Raw genomic sequence first — 20,397 nt, 5'->3', positions numbered from 1 at the left:
GCGGGAAAGCACCCGGCCGGATTCGGCCATATCAAGACGACGCCCGAGCCGATCCAGGGGACGGCGTCTCCACGGAAGGGAAGGACGTCAATGGGAAGGAATTAAAGGGATAAACTGGGCTGATCTGTGCATTCAACGCCGCGCCCGGACCATGTCATTGAGACGTTGGTGTCCTTGCGCGCCGGTGCAGGTCAGCGCGTTGTTCCCCGGTGTGGGCACAGAGATCAATTGGCCGGCATCCCGGAACTCCGGACTTCATGATCGAGAATCGCATTCGAACACAGTGTTGTGATAGGCGTCACTGTTCGATACGCTCACGATCCTCGACAGCCGTAAGTCCGAATATTGCAGGGGGCATTGTGGGTGCGTTCGTGTCGGCAATTCCCTCCGGGCGTCCTTCTTGATGGATACCTCCGAAGAGAAGGTGAAACCTCCGGACCCCCTCTTACCCGACAGCGCGTCCCCGTTCCGTAGGCGGGACTTCTTTCTCTTCTGGACAGCGGGTGCCGTCGACGGCCTCGGCACCTGCGCATCCTCCCTTTTCCTCCCGCTGATTCTGTTGGGTGCCGGATATCCGGCCGGTCTTGCCGGACTCGTCGCGTCGGTTTCCCTGGTCAGCGGGCTGGTGGTCTCGCCGGTGGCGGGCGTGTTCGCCGATCGGTGGCCGCGCAAGCCGATGATGTACACGGCGGCAGTCGTCGCGGCGGGCGCCATGGGATCGGTGTTCGTGGCCGTGGCCCTCGGGCATGTCGTCCTCGCTCACGTCCTCGTCGCGGCCGTGATCGAACAAGCGGCCAGTGCCACCTACGGGGCAGCCGCCTCCGGGACGATCCGGCGGCTGGTGCCGCCCGGGGAGTACACGCGGGCGATCGGATACCTGCAGGCGCGGGACCAGGCCGTGCAGATCGTCGGGCCGACGCTGGGCGGTGTGCTGTACCAGCTGGCGCGCTGGGTGCCGCTGCTCGCGGACGCGGTGTCCTTCCTGCTGGTCGCGGTATTGAGCAAGGCGATCCGCGCCGACCTGACGCCCGTGCGGGAGGGGCCGGCCGCGTCGTTCACCCGTGACCTCGCCGAGGGACTGCGCTTCGTGTGGGCCGAACCCTTCCTGCGCTTCGTGGTGGTGTGGACCGCCGGGATCAACGCGCTGCTCGGCGCGCTGTACTTCCACGCCGTGTTCGCCTCCCATGCCCGGGGCGCCAGCCCCTCCTCGATCGGGCTCATCCTCACGCTGGCCGGTGTCGGCGGACTGCTGGGCGCATTCGCCGCGCCGTGGCTGGTGCGGCGGGTTCCGGCCGGGCGGATCGTGACGAGCGCGTCGTGGGCCATGGTGCCGACGGCGGCCGGACTCGCGTTCGCGTCCCGGACCTGGGCGTACGGGCTGCTCCTGAGCGGCGTGTCGTTGATCGTGCCGTCCGTGGTGGTCGTCCTGCAGACCCAGGCGGTGCTGGTCACTCCCGACCGGCTGCTGGCCCGGATGGGAACCGTCCTGGGCACCGCCGGCCAGGGTGTCGCCGTGCTCGCGCCGGTGGCGGCGGGGGTCCTCGTGACCGCGTACGGCGGTCGCTCGGTGGCGCTGGGCTGCGCGGGCGCTTTCGCCGGGCTGGCGCTGTACGCGACGTTCAGGGCCCGGCTCGTGGTGGGAGGAACGCCGTGACGCCGGCCGCGGCGAAGACGGCCGCGCGCACCTACGGCGTCTACCGGCCGGTCCTGCCGGTGACCAGTCCCCGGCACCCGGACCGGATGGTGTACACCGGGGACGCCGACGGCCGGTGCGAGATCTTCACCTGGGACCGCTCCACCGGCGCCGGACGGCAGTTGACGGACCGCCCGCACGGCACGCTGCTGTGCGCCATCGACGAGGACGAGGCCGTCTGGTGGTTCGACGAGGACCGCGGTGGCAGCGGCTGCTGGCGGACCCAGCACTTCGACGGCGGTCCGGACCGCCCGGCGCTGACCGGAGTGCCGCACGGGCGGCCCGCCGGACTGGCGTTGGCGGCCGGGGGAGCGGTGGCCGTCGGCATCCGCACCTCCGAAGGGCTCAGCGTCCATCTGGGGAGGCGCGGCGGTACCGGCACCCCGGTCCTGCGGACGACGGACTCCGGCACGCTGTGCGACCTGGCGCCGGGCGGGGGGCTGCTGGCGGTGTCCGGCCCGGCGCACTCCGCCCGCGCCGTGACGCTGCTGACCCCGGACGGGGCGACCGTCGCCGTGCTCTCCGGCACCCAGGAACGCACCTGGGCCCTCGGCTTCGCGCCTGCAACGGGCCTCCCGCTCAACCCCGCACCGGCGCCCGGCCGGCCCCTGCTGCTGGTCATGCGCGAACGGGAAGGCCGCTACCACCTCGGCACCTGGGCCCCCGGGCGCGGCCTGGAACTGCTGCCCTGGTGCTCGTTCGACACCGAGATCGCGGCTCGCTGGTATCCCGGACCGGGCGGCACGCGGGTTCTGGTGCGGCAGGACCGGCACGGGCGCAGCCGGCTGTTCACCGCCGACCTGGACCGCGGCGAGCTGGTGCGATTACCGAGCCCGGAGGGCAGCATCCTGGACGCGTTCCCGGCCGCTGACGGGGATGTGCACGTCATCTGGACCGACGCGGTGAGCGTGCCGCGCGCGATGTCCCTGTCGGGTGCGCAACTGCCCGGCCAGAGCCAGTGGCGCCTTCCCCGGTTCGGCCACCGCCAGAACCTGTGGACTCCCGGACCCGACGGTCCGGTGCATACCCTCGTCACGACGCCCGCGGACCGCCCCGCGCCGTATCCGCTGATCCTGCTCGTCCACGGCGGCCCGGCCGACCACGACCGCGACGCCTACGACCCCATGGTGCAGGCTCTGGTCGGCTCGGGTTACGCCGTCGCCCGCGTCAACTACCGTGGCTCGACGGGCTACGGGCCGCGCTGGCGCTCCGCCTACTCGGAGGGCGTCGGGCACACCCAGGTCGCCGACCTGGTGCGGGCGCGCGCCGAGCTGCTCGAACGGGGCATCGGCCGGGAGGGCTCCGTGGGCCTGTGCGGCACCTCGTGGGGCGGGTACCTGACGCTGCTGGCCATGGGGACCAGGCCGGAACTGTGGGACGTCGGGGTGGCCGTCAAGCCACTCGCCGACTGCGTCACGGCCTTCCGGCACTCCACGCCCGCCCTCCAGGCGCTGGACACCGCGCTGTTCGGCGGCACGCCGGACGAGGTGCCTGACGCCTACGCCCACGCCTCCCCGTCCTCCTACGCGGCCGCCATCCGCTCCCCACTTCTGGTCGTGGCCGCGCGGCGGGACGTCAAGTGCCCGCCGGAACAGATCGAGGCGTACCTGGACGTGCTGCGCGCGGGCGGGGTGGCCCACGAGCTGATGTGGCTGGACTCCGGCCACGACGGCTACGACGGCGCGGACCACCTGGCCGTGATCAAGCGGTCCCTCAGATTTCTCGGTCGCGGGCTGCCCTCGGCACCCGTGCGGGCCGAGCCGCCCCCACACCAGGAGAGGAGGTGAACATCATGCAGAAGGACATCATCCACGGCGACCCGCTCGATGGCGACGAGGAGAGCCGCAAGCCCGGCGTCGGCGTCGTCGTCTACCTCCGCTCCGCGGAGGAGATGGAGGACGAGGACAAGTAGCGCAAGGGGGCCGGCCGCGCCCTCCACAGCGCGACCGGCCCCAACCCCGCCGATCCCCGGCACCAAGCTGACCGCGCGACCGGCCGGGACCGGTGCCTGACCGACGCCTGACTCCGTGCACGCATCACATGAGAAGAGGCCAGCCATGCGCGTACTCCTGGTGAACATGCCCTGGGCCCCGATCGATCTCCCGTCGCTGGCTCTCGGAATTCTCAAGCGCAGTGTCGACGAGCGCGTTCCGAACGGAACGGCGGACATTCTCCATGCCAATATCGAATACGTGGACTGGATCACCAGGACCACCGAGTTCACCCTGGAGGACTACTCCTACTACGCGCTGGGGTCCTATTTCCTGGGGTGCGGCGACTGGGTGTTCTCCTCCGCCCTCTACGACGACCCCCAGTGGCGGGTTCCCGAGTTCACCAAGGCGATGAGCAGTCGGGTACGCGGGCACCGGATGGAGATGACGAAGGCGCTGCACGCGACCGCGCCCGATTTCGTCCGAGGCATCGCCGAACGCATCGTGGAACTGGCCCCCGACGTCGTCGGTTTCACGTCGACGTTCCAGCAGAACACCGCCGCACTGGCGGCCGCCAAATACGTCAAGCGCCTCGCACCGCACATCGCGACGGCCATGGGGGGCGCCAACTGCGACGGCAAGCAGGGCGAGGCCGTCCACCGCAACTTCCCCTTCATCGACTACGTCCTGCGCGGTGAGGGCGAGGTGTCGTTCCCCGCGCTCCTCAACGCGCTGGACGCCGGCGAGCCGCTTGCGGACGTGCCGGGGCTGTGCTGGCGTGGTGAGGACGATTCATCCGTGGTCAACGCCATGAGCACCACGCCGCTGCCGCCCGCCTCGATCCTGCCGCCGGACTACTCCGGGTACTTCGAGCGCCTCGCCTCCTCCCACGCGCGGAACTGGGTCGAGCCGAAGCTGGTGGTCGAGGGTGCGCGGGGCTGCTGGTGGGGCGAGAAGCACCACTGCACTTTCTGCGGGCTGAACGGTTCGTTCATGCAGTTCCGCAGCAAGAGTCCGGACGTGTTCTACGACGAGATCATCGAACTGGCCCGCAAGCACCGGGTCCTGGACATGTACGTCGTCGACAACATCCTGGACATGGGCTACGTGAAGACCGTGCTGCCGCGCATCATCGACAGCGGGTTCGACCTGCGCATGCACATCGAGATCAAGTCCAACATGCGGCAGGGGCAGCTCCAGACCCTCGCCGACGCGGGCCTGATCTTCGTCCAGCCGGGCATCGAGAGCCTCAACAGCCGGGTGCTGACGCTGATGGACAAGGGCGTGACCGGCGGCCAGAACGTGCGGATGCTCCGCGACGCCGCCACCGTCGGCCTCTCGGTCGCCTGGAACTACCTGCACGGATTCCCCGGAGAGGACGCCGAGGACTACGACGACGTGGTGGCGCAGCTCGCCGCGCTGGAGCACCTCAACCCGCCGGTCGGCCCGTCCTCCCGGATCGCGATCGAGCGCTTCAGCCCGTACTTCAACAAGCCCGAGCTCGGTTTCTCCGAACTGCGGCCCGCCGAACCGTACCGGCTCACCTACGACCTCCCCGATGACGAGATGTTCGACCTGGCGTACGTCTTCGACGTTCCGCCGCGCGGGATCGGCGAGGACGTCGTCCGCCGCCTCGACCAGGGCATCGCGCAGTGGAAGCGGAACTACTCCGGCAGCCGTCTCACCCACTGCGATCTGGAGGACCGGATCGTGCTGGTCAGCAAGCGCCGATCCTTCGACTGGACCTACCTGGAACTGACGGACCCGCTCGAACTGGCCCTGTTCAGGCTGCTCGACCAGCCGCACGCGGTGAAGGCCGCCGCCCGCAAACTGCACGACGCCCACCAGGTGGGGGAGGAGGCTCTGCGGCAGGTGCTGGCGCGGTGGCGGGAGCTCGGGGTGGTCTTCGAGGACAGCGGGCAGTTCGTGCAGATCGCGCCGCCCGCCCGCAACGAGGAGTTCCTTCGTATCGACTTCATGCGGCACACCTCCGCCCGCGAAGCCGAACTCGCCGCGGCGACCGTCTGACCACCGCCGAGACTGCCGACGACTGCCGACGACTGCCCCACGGAGAGACGACGATGACTCCAGCACTCACGGGCACCGCGCCCTTCACCGTGACCGCCGCACGGGACTACGAACCGGAGGTGGGCGCGCTTCCCGGCATGTCGCTGGGCACCTACGAGATCGACATGTCCGGCGGCGAGGCGGCACGCCGGCTCTTCGCCGCCGGGGCCCGGCACGTCACCCTTCCCCGCCCGATCGACGTGACGGACCCCGCCGACGCGGCCTGGTCGGTGCGGGCCCTCAGCTTCGTGGGCGATCTGTCCAGTCTGGCCATCTCGGTCGGCTGGCAGCTCCACACCGGCCCGGATCCCGACGCCTGGCGCCACTACGGTCATCTCCACCCGCCGACCGCCGTCCTCGGTACCGCCGACCCGGCCGCGACGGCGCTGGAGTGGCGCAACGCGTACTACATCTGCAAGTGCGTCTTCCGGTACGGCCCCGGCTTCGTGCAGGTGCGCGACCGACGCTACGGCGAGCTGCACCGCTTCACGATCGACGAACCGGAGTACCACCAGGCCATCGAGACCCTGACCGACGGGGCCCCCGCCGACGCGATCCCGGGGCCGATCCTGGACGACCTCATGGGCGAGACGCTCGTGCTGCGCTTCGGCGACCACCTGTGGTGGGCCCCGTACCGGGTCCGCCGCTGGTCGGAGGCACCCCTGGTGATCTGAGCCGGCGGCGGAGCCCTGTCGGCACCTCGGGCCGGCCGGGAGCACGGGCTCCACCCGGCACCGTCCCCGGGCGGGCACCGGAATCCCGATGATCGCGGGCGGTGACGCCGTGCGCTCTGAATGACTCTGTGCGACGCGCGGTCGGCGGTGGTCGGTGGAGCTGACGGACGCGCTGGATGCGGGTGGCGCTCTCAGGGCTGACCATGGTCGTGGTCGGGGGTGTGGCGACGGCCGCAGATCGTCAGGAACCGGCAGCGGCGGCTGACTGGCGTCGACGAGATGGTCCTGTCGTTGTCCGCTCAGGGTCTGACGCACGGTGACATCTCCGCCCTCCTGGCCGAGGCCCGGTGGGCCCGGTCCAGCTCGCGCATCACGCCAACTACTGACAGTTCGTCAGGTATCTGGGATGCTCTCCGCATGACCGCCGCCACCCCGCCTCCGGACTCTTCCGGTACGGTCCCGGACGTGCTCCGCCCGGCCCAACTGGGCCCCCTGCGGCTGCGTAACCGGATCATCAAGGCGGCCACGTTCGAAGGCGTCACCCCCGACGCCCTGGTGACGGATGCGCTGATCGAATACCACCGCCGTCCCGCCGCCGGAGGCGTGGCGATGACCACCGTGGCCTACTGCGCGGTCGCCCCTGAAGGCCGGACCCAGAGCGCACAGTTGTGGATGCGCCCCGCGGTGCTGCCCGGGCTGCGGCGACTCACCGCCGCCATCCACGAGACGGGCGCCGCTGTCGCCCTCCAGCTCGGGCACGCAGGACCCGTGGCCAACGCTCGCTCGAACCAGCTCCCAGCCCTCTCCCCGATGGGCGGGTTCAACCCGGTCAGCCTGCGCCGCGACCGTGCCGCCACCCCCGAGGACCTGGACCGGGTGATCCGGGCCCACGCGTCGGCCGCTCAGCTGGCCGTGGACGCCCAGGCCGACGCCGTGGAGCTGCACCTGGGCCACAACTACCTGGCCAGCGCCTTTCTCAGCCCTCGGCTCAACCGCCGCACGGACGATTACGGCGGCTCCCTGCCCCATCGAGCGCGCCTCGCCCTCCACCTCGCCCGTGCCGTGCGGGAGCAGGTCGGGGACCGGATCGCGATCACCGCGAAGCTCAACATGACCGACGGAGTGCGCGGCGGGCTGTCCCCCGACGAAAGCCTCCAGGTGGCGCGCTGGCTTCAGGAGGACGGCTCGGTGGACGCACTCACTCTCACCGCCGGCAGTTCGCTCCTCAATCCCATGTACCTCTTCCGCGGGGAGGCTCCGCTCAGGGAATTCGCGGCCCAGTTCCCCCTGCCGCAGCGGTTCGGCCTGCGCACGCTCGGCCGGTCGTTCCTGCGCGTCTACCCTTACGAGCCGCTGTATCTCCTCGAACACGCACGGAGGTTCCGCGAGGCGCTCACGCTGCCGCTGATCCTCCTGGGCGGCGTCACCGACCGCGAAGGGATGGACCGGGCCATGACCGAGGGCTTCGAGTTCGTCGCCATGGCCCGCGCCCTGCTGCGCGAACCCGACCTGCCACGGCGCATAGGCCGCGACCCAGCCACCCGCTCACTGTGCATCCACTGCAACCGCTGCATGCCCACGATCTACACCGGAACCCACTGCCCGCTGATCGACACCCCGTAGCCAAGCCGCGCCCACCGACGGCCGCCGACGGCCGCCGCGAAAGACCGACCAAGACCGCGCGGGCCGGTCAGGGACAGGGCTCCCCGAACTTTACTGCGGTGAACTTCACCGGCTGGCCCGTCAGCGCCGTCCCGGGCAGCGGGATCTGCGTGCACACCTGCCAGTTCGATTGGACGATGATGACTCGGGAGCCCGTCGCGTCTGCCGGGGTGATCGACGTGGACGGGTCGAGAGCACTGATCGCGGTATTCAGCGACTTGCCCACGGAGTTCGGCATGACCTTCCCGGCCTTCGAGGGTGCCTTTCTGGTTCTTGAGGGGCGAGTGTCCCGCACGGGGCGCCTGGATGTCCGGGGTGTGGCTGATTCGTGACGAGATGCGGCATGGGTCACGAGTGCGAGTGTCAGTCCGCCCCGGTCGGGAAAGCCGCTCACAGATCGGTCGGACAGAGACTCGGGGTGGCGCCGACGATCAAGGACGCAGGCCACTTCCTCTAAAAGATCATGCAGGTGGTGGTGGCGTGAGCGATCAGTTTGCCTTGGTCGTCCAGCACCTTGCCTTCGGCGGTCGCGGTGCGGCGGCCGGTGTGGATGACGGTGCCTTCGGCGGTGAGTGTCTGTCCGTCGGTGCGGGCGGCACGGATGTAGTTGACCTTGATTTCGAGCGTGGTGTACCCGGTGCCTGCCGGGAGGGTGGTGTGGACGGCGCAGCCCATGACGGAGTCGAGAAGCGTGGCGGCGATGCCGCCGTGGACGGTGCCGAGGGGGTTGGCGAAGTCGGGTCGCGTGTCGAGGGAGATGACGATGCGGCCGTGCTCGACCTCATCGAAGCGCATGCCGAGCAGGCGGCCGATGGACGGTATGTCGGTGGGGCGTTCGGTCTGCACCCAGCGCATCAGTTCCAGGCCGGTCATGGCGGTGTAGTCAGTGGTGGTCACGGCTGTTCTCCTTGGGTGCTGCTCTGCTGCTGCGACGGGGCCGCCGCCGTTGGGCAACCGGGGCAGCCCGAGCCCCGGGCGGAAGGCCCGGGGCTCGGGCCGGTGGGGTGGTGGTCAGCCGAGGGGGTTGGTGGTGTCGCGCAGGGTGGTCAGGACCGGGGCGTACATGCGGGCCTTGATGGTGCCGAGGGTGTCGCCGGCCTTGTTCACCTGTGCCTGGGCGATCTTGATGGCGGTGGAGCGCACGGCGTCTTCGCCGACCGCCCGGTCGACGATGCCGACGGCTGCTGCGTCGGCGCCGCCGTAGCGGCGGGCGGTGACCATGGCCTCGTGGGCGGTCTGCGGCGCCAGCCGGGACTGGATGAGGGCGGCCATGCCGGGGGAGAAGGGGATGTTGATGTCCGCTTCGGGCAGGCACCAGTAGCCGCGGTCGGCGCGCATCACGCGGAAGTCATGGGCGAGGGAGAGCATCGCGCCGGCGGCGAAGGTGTGTCCCTGCAGCGCGGCCACGGTGATGACCGGCAGCGACAGCATCCGTGCGAACAGCTCATGGACGGAGACGACGTAGTCCTGGTGCTGGTCGGCGTGCGCGAACAGCCAGTCCAGGTCGAGGCCGTTGGAGTAGAACTTTCCGGTGGCGGCGGTGACCAGGGCGCGGGGACCTTCCGCCTTCTCCACCTCGTCGAGCGCGGCGCTCACGGCGGTGAGCCAGTCGGGGTGGAAGCGGTTCTCTCCGTCTCCGAGATCGAGGACGAAGACGTTGTCCTGACGGTCGAGCGAGGGCATGGCGACTCCTTCGAGCTGCGTAGGTGAAGCGGTTGTCCTGAGGCCGGGGACTATGGCCGGGGCCATGGGTCGGTGGCCCCAGGGCGACCGACCAGGGCATACAGGAGCAGGTCATGGATCTCGGCAGCGGCGGCCTCGATCGGGGCGGTGCTCCGTTCGGCGCGGGACATGATCACCGCTCCTTCGACCGCCGCGATGATGAAGACGCCGAGCCTTCGGCTGCGTGCCTCGGTCAGGCCGTGCCGCAGGAAGAGGGCCGCGAGGGCGTCCTGCCAGCGGGCGAAGACGGCAGCGGCGGAGCGGGCCAGCTGGGGTGCTTCGTCGTTGGTCTCGACGGCCACCGCCACGATCGGGCAGCCGGCCCGGAAGTTGCTCTCCACGAGCTGGTCGCGCCACAGCACGAAGAACGCGTCGATGGCCCTCACCGGATCATCTGCCTGCATGGCGGCGTCGAGCAGCCCCGCGATGAAGTCCCCCGCCAGTGCCACCGCCTCGTCGATGAGCTGCGTCCGGCCGCCGGGGAAGTGGTGGTAGACCGACCCGCGCGGGGCCCCGCTGTGGGCGAGAACCTGGTCGATGCTGGTCGCGCTTGCCCCGTACTCACGCAGGAGAGCGGCAGTACTGAGGATCATGCGGTCACGGCTGTCACTCCTGCGCGGGCTCACCCACCTACCACTTTCTCGTCGACGAGGCGGCCGCGATAGCCGTCTACTAATCAGTAACATATGGTGTATGGCATAGAACATGCAAGAGGATTCGGTCCGGCGGCTTCAAACCATCCGGATGGTTTAACAGGTGCATGGCCTATGACTCAGCGGCGACCCGGGCACGCTTGCTGGACGCCGCATACGACGAGTTCGTAGAGCGCGGCCTGGCAGGCGCCAGGGTCAACCGGATCGCGGATGCAGCGGAGTCGAACAAGCAGGGCATCTACGCGTACTTCGGGCCGAAGGACGCGTTTTTCGACGCGGTGCTGAACTCCCGGCTCCAAGCGCTCGCCGACCTGGTGCCGTTCGAGATCGACGACCTCCCCGGCTACGTCGGCTCGTTGTTCGACTACTTCGTCGCCCACCCCGGCATCCTCCGGCTCGCACAGTGGCGTGCCCTGGAGCGCCCGGAACCGTCCCCTGTGATGGTCGACACGCACGTCGGGAAGGCCCAGGAACTGGCGACGGCGCACGGCGCCCAGCTCGAAGTGGCTACCGACGTGATGATGCTGATCCTCGCGCTGGCGCAGGTCTGGAACACGACCGCAGTGCCCATTCGCACCCCCGGGGGAGCGGAGACCGCGGAGCGGTTGGAGCGCCACCGGGCGTCGGTGGTGCGCGCCGCGACCGCGATCGCCCGCGAACCGCTCGGCTGAACCCGCAACCCGGTAATGGCCGCGCCCTGCGCGACCCTCGCGGTGCTCGCAGCACCCACCGGTGGGATCAGGCGGGGTTGCCGCGCAGGAAGAAGGGCCCGCAGGCCCGCGATGCGATCTTCCAACCGTCGGGAGTGCGGAGGTAGCGGTCGGTGCACTGCCCCATGGCGAAGGGCAGGGTGGCGGTCCGGCCCTGCGACGGGACGCCGAAGAACTCGGAGGTCTGGGTCGCGGTCAGCTGCCAACGGGTCGCCACTTTGGTTCCCTCGGCGATCTGGTCCAGCACCTCGACGCGCAGGGCGGTGAACGCGTCAAGGAGGTTCTTCTCCGTCACGGCGGGTCCAATGCCCGCTGAGCTCCGGTTACCAGCCATGGGGACGCAGTCATGTCCCGTACGACGAACTTCAGCGGTCCGGTTTGGTGGAGCGAAAACGGGCCCGGTACGTCGTGGGAGCTACTCCCAGCGTCTGGTGGAAGGCGCGGCGCATGGTCTCCGCGGAACCGAAACCGGACCGGCTCGCCACAGCGTCGACGGGTTCGTCGCCCGTTTCGAGGAGGATTCGGGCGGCCTCCAGCCTCGCCGATTCGAGGTACTGCCCCGGCGACATTCCGGTCTCTCCGCGAAACAGGCGGGACAGGTGGCGGGGGCTGACTCCGACGGCCCGGGCGAGCGTGTCCAGGCTGTGCGGGGCTGCGGGGTCCGCCACGACGGTGTCCATGGCGCGTCGCAACTGGGGGTGCCTGGCCTCTTTCGGAGTCAGGCGCACGCTGAACTGAGACTGCCCCGCAGGGCGGGCCATGAAGACGACGAGTTCGCGCGCTACCTCGCGCGCCAGGTCAGGGCCGTGGTCGTCCTCGACCAACGACAGCGCCAGGTCGATGCCGGCGGTGATGCCGGCAGACGTCGTCACGTGCCCGTCCGTGACGAAGAGCGGGTCCGTTTCGACGCTGACCAGCGGATAGGCGGCCGCCAGTGCGTCGGCCAGTCGCCAGTGTGTGGCCGCTCGTCGCCCGTCCAGCACGCCGACGTGCGCCAGCAGGAAGGCGCCGGCGCACACCGAGGTCACCCGGTCCGAGCGGCGCACCACCTCGGCAACGCAGTCGACGATGTCGTCGTCGGTGACTGCCTGCCGCCAGTCGCTTCGGCCGGCCACGACGACCGTGTTCAGCCGTGGCGGGAGATCTCCGGCGGCGCCGTCCACCCCGATCCGTACCCCTGAGGAGGTCCGGACGTCCGCGCCGCTCGGGGAGACCGTCCGGACGTCGTAACGGGCACCGAAGCGGTTGGCGGTCCCGAACACCTCCGCGGGACCCGTCACGTCCAGCAACTGCACGCCCTCGAAGGCGATGACGGCCACCACGCGATCCGTCGAACCCGGCATTACTCGGGCCACGGGGAGTCCAGGATGGTGCGAACGAAGTCACCACGCTCGAAGCCGGGCACGTAGTGGGCGAGGACGTCGGCCTTGACGTTGCCGAAGGTGGTCTCCGGCTTGGGCCGTACGCCCTCGGTGAAGGCATCCAGAATGCGGCGCTTGAAGTCGGGGCGGGGATGCAGTGCCACCACCGCGGAACGCTCCGCTTCTGAGATCTCGTGGTAGCCGATGCCCAGCACGTCTGTCTCCACGCCCGCGGTCACCAGAGCGACCTCCGGCTCCATGAACTGCGGGATGCCCGGAGTGGTGTGCAGGGCGACAGCGGTCCACACACGGCGAATGCTGTCCTCGGGGACGCTTCGTGCCTGTAGGAAGCGACGGGCCTCGTCAGCTCCGTCCACCTCGAAACGGCGCCCACTGCCGTGGAACGGCTCACCCAACCCGAGGTCGTGGAACATCGCCGCGATGTAGAGCAATTCCGGATCAAAGCTGAGATCCCGGTTGCGGCCTTGAAGGCTGCCGAAGAAGTACACCCGCCGCGAGTGGTCGTAGATCAGATCGTTCGTCGTGTCCCGGACGAGCTGAGTCGCCTCACGCGCCAGTTGGGAGTCGGGAACCCGTACACCTGTCGCGGAAAGGTCGTTCGTCACGGCTACCACCTGCCTCTTCATCTGCCGGCGCTTCCGGCCACCCCTCCAGTCTCCGAACCATGCCGGGGTCGCGCCATGGCCGAGAGGCCACATAGCCCACAGATATGGACATCCCTCGGAGGCGCCTCTGGGCGGGCGGGCGAGGAGCGGCGACAGGTCCCGCGCCGGTCGGCCCTCGACGTCACTGCCGCGATGCTCGCCGCCTACGAGGCCGACCCCGACCCACCGCAGGCCCCCGCCCCCAGAAGCAGAGGTCGGCCGGGGTCTATGTGGTGCTGGTCATGGCGCGGGTGAAGAACTCGATCTCCGCGATCGAGACCTGCTTGTCGACACCCGCGTTGTATGCCGAGCGGATGACGAACCGTACGCTGACGACGTTCTGCGCCCGGAATTTGCGCTGCTGGGGGCCGCTCACCTGGTCGAGGTTGACGTGGCGCGTGGTCTTCTTCCCGTCGGCCGTGGTGATGATGGCGTCCATGCGGTGCGGCAGCGCGGCCTGGGAGAGGTCGGAGGCCTTGGTGGAGATGCCGGACGTGATGAGGATGTCCAGCAGACGGGTGGGTTCCTGGAAGCGCGCCTCGATCCACTCGCCGTCGGCGGACTGCGAGACGCCGGGACCCCACCAACTGTTGTTGATTTTGTCGAAGAGCAGCTTCGGCGGGTGGCCGGCGAAGGTACGGGAGGCCGCGGCGGTGTCCGGGGTGACCTGGACCCGCTTCGCGAAGTGGTCGCGGGTGGCGTTCCACGCCGTACCCACGTTGAGCGCGGCGTAGATCACCAGCCCGAGTGCGAGGCCGTACACGATCCAGGTGAAGATGCGGCCGATGCCCCGGCGCAGCCTCGGGCGCTCGCCCGCCCACGGCGCCGGGCGGTTGCCGAAGTTCCACATCCGGCGCCACCAGGGCCGCCGAGCTTCCGGGACACCGGGGCGCTCCGCGAGGGACATGCCGCAACGCCGGCAGAAGTGCCGGTCGGGGCGGTTGCCGACCTCGCACCAGGGGCACGGGGGACCGGCGTCCTCGGCCGGTTCGCCCCTGGGGGCCTGGACCCGGGGGCGGGCCGCGGCGGGCACGCCGGGGAGGACCGGCGCGACTTCCGGTGCCGGTGCGGCGGCGCGCTGGTCGGCGACCGGTACGAGCAGCGCCCTGGCCCGCGCACTCGCGTCTGCGTCTGCGTCCGAGTCCGAGTTCGGGGTCGCGGCCGCCGGGGAGGCGGGGGTCGCCGGGATCGCGGGCAGGGTGGCGTCCTCCTCTTCGGGCGCCACCGTCGGCGCGCTGGCGCCTGCGGTTCCGCGTACGGGTTCGCGCACCGGGTCTGTGCTCCGGGCTCCAGGAGCGGCATCAGAATCCGCGTCGTCGGTATCCGCATCCGCCGACGTACCCCCGTCCGAGTCCGCGGCGGCCGAAGGATCCGCGCCACGCTGCCGGCTCGCCGTACCCGCTCCCCGCTCCCCGCTGTCCGGGGTCCAGCTCAGTACCGCGCCGCAGCCGTCGCAGAAGGACTGCCCCGGGGTCGGCCGCGTGCCGCATTCGGCACAGTGACGTGTCGTGTCCCCCGTGTCGCCACCGGCCGTTGAAGACGATGGCGTGGACGGGGAGGCCTGCTGGCTGGTCACCTGTCGGAAGTCCTTTCTGCGGCGGTCACCTGGACCGTATAAGGCATATGGGCGGGGCAAGTTGCCGCTACGAGGCGCTCCAGGCGGTGCTCGGCGGCGGGGTCGTGTTCCAGCAGCCGTACCGTGACGCGCAGATGCGGGCGGCTGTCGCCGGGGACCGGGCCCAGGGGTTTGGCGTCCCAGGCGGCCGCGCCGCTCTCGCTGATCTCCGGCTCCACGCCGAAGGCGAGCCGTACCGCCTCGGACAGTCCCCGCCGGGTGCCACGGATGCGGTGCAGCCGTACGGCGGAGGTCACCGCGGCGCGCAGCGCGACCGTCGTCGCCGTGTCCTGCGGGTGGCCGGTGGCCGGTGCGGTCAGGGGGGCTTCCGTCAGGTCCCGTTCCAGGGGTTCTCCGGTGCCTCCGGCCATGTCCGGTCCTTCGGTCTCCGCGCCCACCCAACTGCCGAGCCAGCGGGTGAAGTCGGCGGGCGCGATGGAGGGTGTGAAGTAGGCGTCCAGACAGTCGAGCACGTTGTGGAGCGGCGCGAGGGCCTCGTCGATGCCCGCGACGAAGCGCTGGGCGAGATCGTCCTCGGCGAACACCGCCGGCAGCATCACGCCCAGCGGTGCCGAGGAGCCCAGCCCGTCGACGGAGCCGCGCGTGCTCCCGCCGGGGTTCACGACGCGTCTCCTATCACCCGGACGCGGTGGTCGAACGAGAAGACGAGCGCGGAGGGTTCGAGATCGATCCGCTCGGTGGGGTCGCCGCGCCTGCCGCTGAGCGGGTCGGCGGCATGCAGCAGCACCTCGTCCACCAGCTCGACGCCGGGCACCCGTTGCAGCACCGCGAACACCTCGCCCGCCTGCACCGGCCGGCCGAAGGGCCAGCCCGTGCCGTGCGCTCCTCCGGTCAACGGGTCGAGATGGCGGTACAGGGCGTCGTGCGCCTGCCGCCGGACCCGGTCGGTGTCGCTGCCGCGGAAAGCGTGCACCGTCGCGACGACCGTCACTCCCTGGTAGAACGGCGGTCCGACCGCCAGCCGGGTGCCGATCAGTCGCCGGTCGTCCAGGAACCGGGTGATGCGCCCCAACAGGGCGTCCCCAGGGACGAGTTGCTCGAAGCGCAGTCGGCCGCCCGGGTCGGACACGGCCTGCGGGACGACCAGCACCCTGACGGCGTGCGCGCCGTGTTCGTCCGGCTCGGCCGCGAGGCAGGTGATGCGCGCGGTCTCGGGCGCCGCGCGGCGCGCGAGTTCCTCGTAGTCCCGCAGTGTCACGGCGCGGTCCTGCCCACTCATCGTGATGGGCGCCCTGATCTTCGCCTCCTCGACGGTCTCACCGTCGACCCCACCGCGTGCGGCCTCCCGGTTGAGGACGTCGGAGACGTACGGGATGGAGTCACGCAGGACCTGGATGGCACCCCTGGCGACGTTGCCCCCTTTTCCGCCACCCGTACGGTAGCGGCGGGCCCGGATGGGCGCACCCTTGGGCGGTACGGCCCCGTACTGGCGAAGGGTGCCGTCCGGTTCGCGTACGGAGGGGCCGAAGGTGATCTCACCGGTGGTCGCGTCCAGGGTGATGTGCCGGTCGTCGGGGCCCGAGGCGGCGAAGTGGCCGACGGTCTCCCAGTCGACCCAGCCGTCGCGCTCGGCGATCTGGAGGAGCAGCGGCTGCGCGTCGCCGACGACGGGGCTGTTGGCCAGCCGCAGCCGGTGGCCCGGCAGACCGGTGCTCTCGCCCAGCGCTTCGTCCCGAACCGTCTCGGCGTGCACGACGCCGGTGGTGCCGCCGATGCTGAACGCCTCGGCGGAGCGGATGGTGGGCGAGGTGGTGTAGAAGGGCTGGCCCTCCTTCGGCTCGGTGACCCGGCAGCGCAGCCAGCCCGCCTCGCGCCGCCCGGTGCGGGACAGCGCGTGTCCGCCGGGGACGTGCAGCACCACCTCGCCGGGGCGGTTGAGTCCACCGGTGGTGTCCCGTTCGACGTCGCAGCCGGCCCAGCCGTCAGCGGTCCACGCCTCCCAGACGAGCGGCGGCTGCCTGGGGTCGACACCGACACCGTCCACCTGGCTGTCGAGTTCCAGGACGACCACGCACTCGGGGACGGCGGCGCTGAGCCCGAACAGCATGCGGTCACCGGGGCGCGGAGCGTCCGTGAAGCAGTGCACGTCCTTGGACTCGGTGAGGTCCGAGGTGCGGTCGACCGCCTCCTGATCGGCCCACTGGACCACGAGGTACGACAGCTCGCAGGGCACCACGGTGAGTTCGCGCTCGGTGGCGAACACCACCGCGTCCTCGGTCTGGGTACGGACCGTGGCGACCTCGGTGCCCGTCGCGAGCACGACGGGCTGCTGTTGCGGCGCCGACAGCCAGAACGTGACATCGGCGCGCGCCGCGGAAGGGGGGAAGAGGGTGATCCCGATGAGGTCCAGGAACGCGAGGTGGTTCTTCTCGGGCACCCGGTTGAGCCGGTAGACGATCTGGTCGGCCATGTGGGCGACCGTCTCGACGAGGGTCACGCCCGGGTCGGAGACGTTGTGGTCGGTCCACTCGGGGGCGCGCTGCTGGATGTAGCGCTTGGCGTCGTCGACGAACTGCTGGAAGCGCCGGTCGTCGAGGTTCGGGGAGGGCAGTGCCATCAGCGGTCGCTTCCAAGGTGCTCGTCGGGCGTGCCGGACCCCTCGGGCCCGTCGTGGGAGGGGATCACGTAGAACGGGAAGACCAGGCTGCGCGGGTTGTTGGTGCCCGTGATCGAGTAGCGGACGTCGATGAAGAGCACACCGTCCTCCGCGCCGGCCGTCACCGCGACGTCATCCACCTCGATGCGCGGTTCCCAGCGGTCCAGGCAACTGTGCACCTCGTGCTGGATGCGGCCCGCAGTGGCCTCGTTGACGGGCGCGAAGACCATGTCGTGGATGGCGCAGCCGAACTCGGGGCGCATCGGCCGTTCTCCGGGCGCGGTGGACAGGACGAGCCGGATGGCCTCCTCGACCTCGCGTTCCCCGCTGACCAGGGCGATACCGCCGGTGGGGCTGATGCGCAGCGGGAACGCCCATCCGGAGCCGACGAACTGTTCTGCCATCAGATTCCCCCCACGGTCAGCACCGGCTTCAGGTTGGAGGTGAGGAGGCCGGTGGACTTGATCGTGGCCGCTTGCAGGCCGATGTTGATGGCAGCGGTCATCTGCAGGGAGACACCCGCCGTCAAGGACATGGCCGCACCGGCCCTCAGGGTGAGCGCCCCGCCGGCGGCCACGGACGCGACACCGCCCGAGTTCACGGAGAGGGTGGTCCCCGCGTTGATGTTCATCAGGCCGCCGCTGCGGATCGTCACGGAACCCACCGCGTTCAGCGAGAGATTGCCGCCCGCGTTGATGGCCACGGCGGCGGACCCTCTGATGGAGACCTTTCCCTTGCTGTCCACGACGATCTCGGTCCTCGTCCGGTCCAGATTGATGGTGAGCCGGTCGTCGCCGGTGGAGAGCCGCACCCCGCGCTTGAGGCCGACGCTCTGGTCGAGCAGGTCGATGCGGTTGTTGCTGCGGTCGGCCAAGGTGCGCCGGGTGACCTTGCCGCGCGTCGGGTCGTACACCGGCACGTCGACGGGGTCCGGTTTGTCGACGCCGTTGTACAGCCCGCCGATGACGTACGGGTGGTCCAGGGCGCCGCGGTCGAACGCCACCAGCACCTCGTCGTCGACGTCCGGGGAGATCATGCTGCCGCCCTTGGCCCCGCCGAACTGGACGGTCCGGGTCCAGTCGCTGACGTACATGTCGTCCAGCCACGGGAACTTCAGCTTGACCCTGCCCTGCCTCAACGGGTCCTTGATATCGGTGACCAGGGCGTTGGCGACGCTCGGCAGCCTGGCCGGACCCGCCCCGCCGCCTCCGGAGGTGAGCCCGTACAGCGAACGCCACTGACGCCCGCTGACGTCCAGGAACGTCTGGTAGTGCTCCTGGTCGCCGAAGGTGTGGCGGGCGGCCGTGATCGTGTACTTGCCCTGGAACGGCTTGCCGACGTCCTTGAGGGTGACGGCGACGCCGGGCCGCAGTTCGGTGTTGCCGCGCGCCGTGATCTCCACCTCGGCGAAGGAGGAGGTCACGTCGTCCGACAGGGCGTCGGCGGCGTGTTTGACCTCGTCCAGCTTGTCGTAGGGCGTGCCGGTCTCGACGAGCTCGGCCTTGCCGAACGTCTTGGACGCCTGCGACGGCTTCGCACCGATGGCGTAGCCCGGGTTGTCCAGAGCGGGCGCCTTGTAGACGAGGGGCCGCTTGGTGGTGACGTTCCAGCCACGCGCCTCGACTGCGGTCACCTGATCGGCCGAGGTGATCGCCGCGCGGCAGCGCAGGATCTCCTCGCCGCCCTTGAGGACGAACGCGCTCTGTTTGCCCGGCATACCTTCCGGGGGAGCCAGCGCCGCCCGTTGCCGCTTGACGAACTGGAATCTGCCCCTCGAGTTGATGGACATCACCATCTCGTTCTCGTCCGCGAGCCGCTGGACGAAGTCCCAGTCGGTGACGTTGGCCTGGCTGATGAACTCGTACTGGCCCTTCGTCGGTTGGGTCTTCCCCATCGGAAGGCCGCTCTTGCGCGCCAACTCGACGGCGATCTCGGTGGCGGTCTTGTTCTTGTACGCCGCGACCCTGCGCTGCCGCAGCATGCGGTGGCCCTTGTCGTAACCGCGGATGATGGTGAAGGTGCCGGTGCGGTCGTAGTCGGTCTCCAGCGCGGTGACCTCTCCGGTGATCAGCGGCGTGCCCTTGCCGTCGGAGAGGGGCGCGATGACCACGGGCACGCCGATCTCGACGTTCAGCTTGGCGAGGATGTCCTTCTTCTCGTCGCGGAAGGTGAGCTGGAACGCGCCGGGCACACCCGCGCCGAAGTCGACCCGGCCCGCGACCAGTTTCCTGTTCTCCGGGGACTTGAGCTTCGTGCCGGCGATCTGCACCGTGAGGATGTTGGAGAAGCCGATGTCGGACATCAGACGCCGACCTCTTCCGCGGCGGGCAGCATCAGTTCCACACCGGGCGTCAGCGCCTTCGGGTCGTCGATGCCGTTGGCCTCGGCGATCGTGCGCCACACGGTGGCGTCCCCGTACTCGCGCCAAGCGAGGAGGGGGAGCGAGTCGCCGGCCACGACCCGGTGCACCCGGCGGGTGGTGAGCGCGCCGGAGGTGGGGTTCTGGCCGAGAGTGCTGCTCGGAATCTCGTGCAGGTTCACCTGGCAGACGGCCCGGATCGGCATCCCATTGGTGTTGAAGAGGGTGTACGTGGCTTCCACGGAGGCGACGTACGCGTTGAAGCGGGCGGTGGAGAAGGCACCCCACTCGAAGACCACCCACGGGGTCGACGGCTGGTTCGCCGCGATGCTGGCGGTGGTCGTCTCGCAGCAGGAGAAGAGGGCTTCGACCTTCTTGCGCACGTCGTTGCTGTCCGGGTTGTCGGAGCGGTCGAGGAAGATCTCGACCGTCATCTCCCGGGGCTCGGGCCCCATGAACTCCGGGACCGCGCCGTCCCGCACCGCGGCGGTGGGCGTGGTCTTCCACAGAGCCCTGCGGGTGAGCGACAACTGGGACGGGTTGAAGTCGAAGTTGAACGTCTTCATGAGCGCGCCGGGGCGGGTGCTGCTGCCGATCGGTGGCTGATGGATGGCGAGCGTCGCCCGCACCAGGCTGTCGCCGATGCCGAAGCTGGGGAGCTTCATCGG

At 70.0% G+C, this 20,397-nt stretch carries 20 protein-coding genes; 8 read left to right on the top strand and 12 right to left on the bottom strand.

What is annotated here, in order from left to right; translation table 11 throughout:
* The first annotated feature begins 403 nt into the window (after nt 1-403).
* The 7 genes from O3X23_RS23490 (at nt 404) to O3X23_RS23460 (ending at nt 8,359) form a co-directional block, all read left to right on the top strand.
* A complete protein-coding gene (locus O3X23_RS23490; protein WP_269273475.1) occupies nt 404-1,654 on the top strand; it encodes an MFS transporter in 1,251 nt (416 codons plus the stop codon).
* Nucleotides 1,651-3,480: an alpha/beta hydrolase family protein gene (locus tag O3X23_RS23485; RefSeq protein WP_269273474.1), complete on the top strand. Its 1,830-nt coding sequence runs from the start codon at nt 1,651-1,653 to the stop codon at nt 3,478-3,480. Before O3X23_RS23490 ends, O3X23_RS23485 begins: the two co-directional genes overlap by 4 nt.
* Nucleotides 3,477-3,605: a hypothetical protein gene (locus O3X23_RS23480; protein ID WP_269273521.1), complete on the top strand. Its 129-nt coding sequence runs from the start codon at nt 3,477-3,479 to the stop codon at nt 3,603-3,605. Before O3X23_RS23485 ends, O3X23_RS23480 begins: the two co-directional genes overlap by 4 nt.
* A 145-nt stretch (nt 3,606-3,750) precedes the next feature.
* Nucleotides 3,751-5,652 (top strand): RiPP maturation radical SAM C-methyltransferase, encoded by a 1,902-nt coding sequence (locus tag O3X23_RS23475; RefSeq protein WP_269273473.1) that lies wholly within the window; start codon nt 3,751-3,753, stop codon nt 5,650-5,652.
* A 53-nt stretch (nt 5,653-5,705) separates the two neighbouring features.
* Nucleotides 5,706-6,365, top strand: coding sequence for a DUF5825 family protein (locus tag O3X23_RS23470; protein WP_269273472.1), 660 nt, complete (start codon nt 5,706-5,708; stop codon nt 6,363-6,365).
* Between the two features lie 417 nt (nt 6,366-6,782).
* On the top strand, nt 6,783-7,988 hold the full coding sequence (locus tag O3X23_RS23465) for an NADH:flavin oxidoreductase (protein WP_269273517.1): 1,206 nt from the start codon (nt 6,783-6,785) through the stop codon (nt 7,986-7,988).
* Nucleotides 7,989-8,086: 98 nt separating this feature from the next.
* Nucleotides 8,087-8,359, top strand: coding sequence for a hypothetical protein (locus O3X23_RS23460; RefSeq protein ID WP_269273471.1), 273 nt, complete (start codon nt 8,087-8,089; stop codon nt 8,357-8,359).
* 121 nt (nt 8,360-8,480) lie between these two features.
* Here O3X23_RS23460 and O3X23_RS23455 read toward each other — a convergent pair whose 3' ends face one another.
* The 3 genes from O3X23_RS23455 to O3X23_RS23445 form a co-directional block, all read right to left on the bottom strand.
* Entirely contained in the window at nt 8,481-8,924 is a 444-nt protein-coding gene (locus tag O3X23_RS23455) for a PaaI family thioesterase (RefSeq protein WP_269273470.1), read from the bottom strand.
* A 114-nt stretch (nt 8,925-9,038) separates the two neighbouring features.
* Complete coding sequence (locus tag O3X23_RS23450) at nt 9,039-9,710, bottom strand: enoyl-CoA hydratase-related protein (protein ID WP_269273469.1); 672 nt, start codon at nt 9,708-9,710, stop codon at nt 9,039-9,041.
* 50 nt (nt 9,711-9,760) lie between these two features.
* The gene (locus O3X23_RS23445; protein ID WP_269273468.1) at nt 9,761-10,342 is read right to left on the bottom strand and encodes a TetR/AcrR family transcriptional regulator; all 582 of its coding nucleotides are present in this window, start codon (nt 10,340-10,342) and stop codon (nt 9,761-9,763) included.
* Between the two features lie 167 nt (nt 10,343-10,509).
* Here O3X23_RS23445 and O3X23_RS23440 point away from each other — a divergent pair, with 167 nt between their 5' ends.
* Nucleotides 10,510-11,073, top strand: a complete 564-nt coding sequence (locus tag O3X23_RS23440) for a TetR family transcriptional regulator (RefSeq protein WP_269273467.1) — start codon at nt 10,510-10,512, stop codon at nt 11,071-11,073.
* 67 nt (nt 11,074-11,140) lie between these two features.
* Here the strand turns inward: O3X23_RS23440 and O3X23_RS23435 are convergent, their stop codons facing one another.
* From O3X23_RS23435 to O3X23_RS23395, 9 genes are all read right to left on the bottom strand, one after another.
* A complete protein-coding gene (locus O3X23_RS23435; protein WP_269273466.1) occupies nt 11,141-11,407 on the bottom strand; it encodes an ester cyclase in 267 nt (88 codons plus the stop codon).
* Between the two features lie 70 nt (nt 11,408-11,477).
* Complete coding sequence (locus O3X23_RS23430; RefSeq protein WP_269273465.1) at nt 11,478-12,431, bottom strand: GlxA family transcriptional regulator; 954 nt, start codon at nt 12,429-12,431, stop codon at nt 11,478-11,480.
* A 23-nt stretch (nt 12,432-12,454) separates the two neighbouring features.
* The gene (locus O3X23_RS23425) at nt 12,455-13,099 is read right to left on the bottom strand and encodes an HD domain-containing protein (RefSeq protein WP_443047945.1); all 645 of its coding nucleotides are present in this window, start codon (nt 13,097-13,099) and stop codon (nt 12,455-12,457) included.
* Nucleotides 13,100-13,364: 265 nt separating this feature from the next.
* Complete coding sequence (locus O3X23_RS23420) at nt 13,365-14,714, bottom strand: NADase-type glycan-binding domain-containing protein (protein WP_269273463.1); 1,350 nt, start codon at nt 14,712-14,714, stop codon at nt 13,365-13,367.
* Entirely contained in the window at nt 14,711-15,310 is a 600-nt protein-coding gene (locus tag O3X23_RS23415) for a phage tail protein (protein WP_269273516.1), read from the bottom strand. Before O3X23_RS23415 ends, O3X23_RS23420 begins: the two co-directional genes overlap by 4 nt.
* A gap of 62 nt (nt 15,311-15,372) precedes the next feature.
* Nucleotides 15,373-17,331 carry a putative baseplate assembly protein gene (locus tag O3X23_RS23410; protein ID WP_269273462.1) on the bottom strand — a complete coding sequence of 653 codons (1,959 nt, stop codon included), beginning with the start codon at nt 17,329-17,331 and terminating at the stop codon, nt 15,373-15,375.
* Nucleotides 17,331-17,774 (bottom strand): GPW/gp25 family protein, encoded by a 444-nt coding sequence (locus O3X23_RS23405; protein ID WP_269273461.1) that lies wholly within the window; start codon nt 17,772-17,774, stop codon nt 17,331-17,333. The genes O3X23_RS23410 and O3X23_RS23405 overlap by 1 nt, the downstream gene beginning before the upstream one ends.
* Nucleotides 17,774-19,672, bottom strand: a complete 1,899-nt coding sequence (locus O3X23_RS23400) for a VgrG-related protein (protein ID WP_269273460.1) — start codon at nt 19,670-19,672, stop codon at nt 17,774-17,776. Before O3X23_RS23400 ends, O3X23_RS23405 begins: the two co-directional genes overlap by 1 nt.
* Nucleotides 19,672-20,394 (bottom strand): CIS tube protein, encoded by a 723-nt coding sequence (locus O3X23_RS23395; RefSeq protein WP_269273459.1) that lies wholly within the window; start codon nt 20,392-20,394, stop codon nt 19,672-19,674. Before O3X23_RS23395 ends, O3X23_RS23400 begins: the two co-directional genes overlap by 1 nt.
* Nucleotides 20,395-20,397 lie beyond the last annotated feature (3 nt).

Origin of the sequence: Streptomyces sp. H39-S7, assembly GCF_027158205.1 — a bacterium.
Lineage (GTDB): Bacteria > Actinomycetota > Actinomycetes > Streptomycetales > Streptomycetaceae > Actinacidiphila.
The sequence above is the reverse complement of the archived record's forward strand: the minus strand, read 5'-3'. Positions and strand labels throughout refer to the sequence as shown.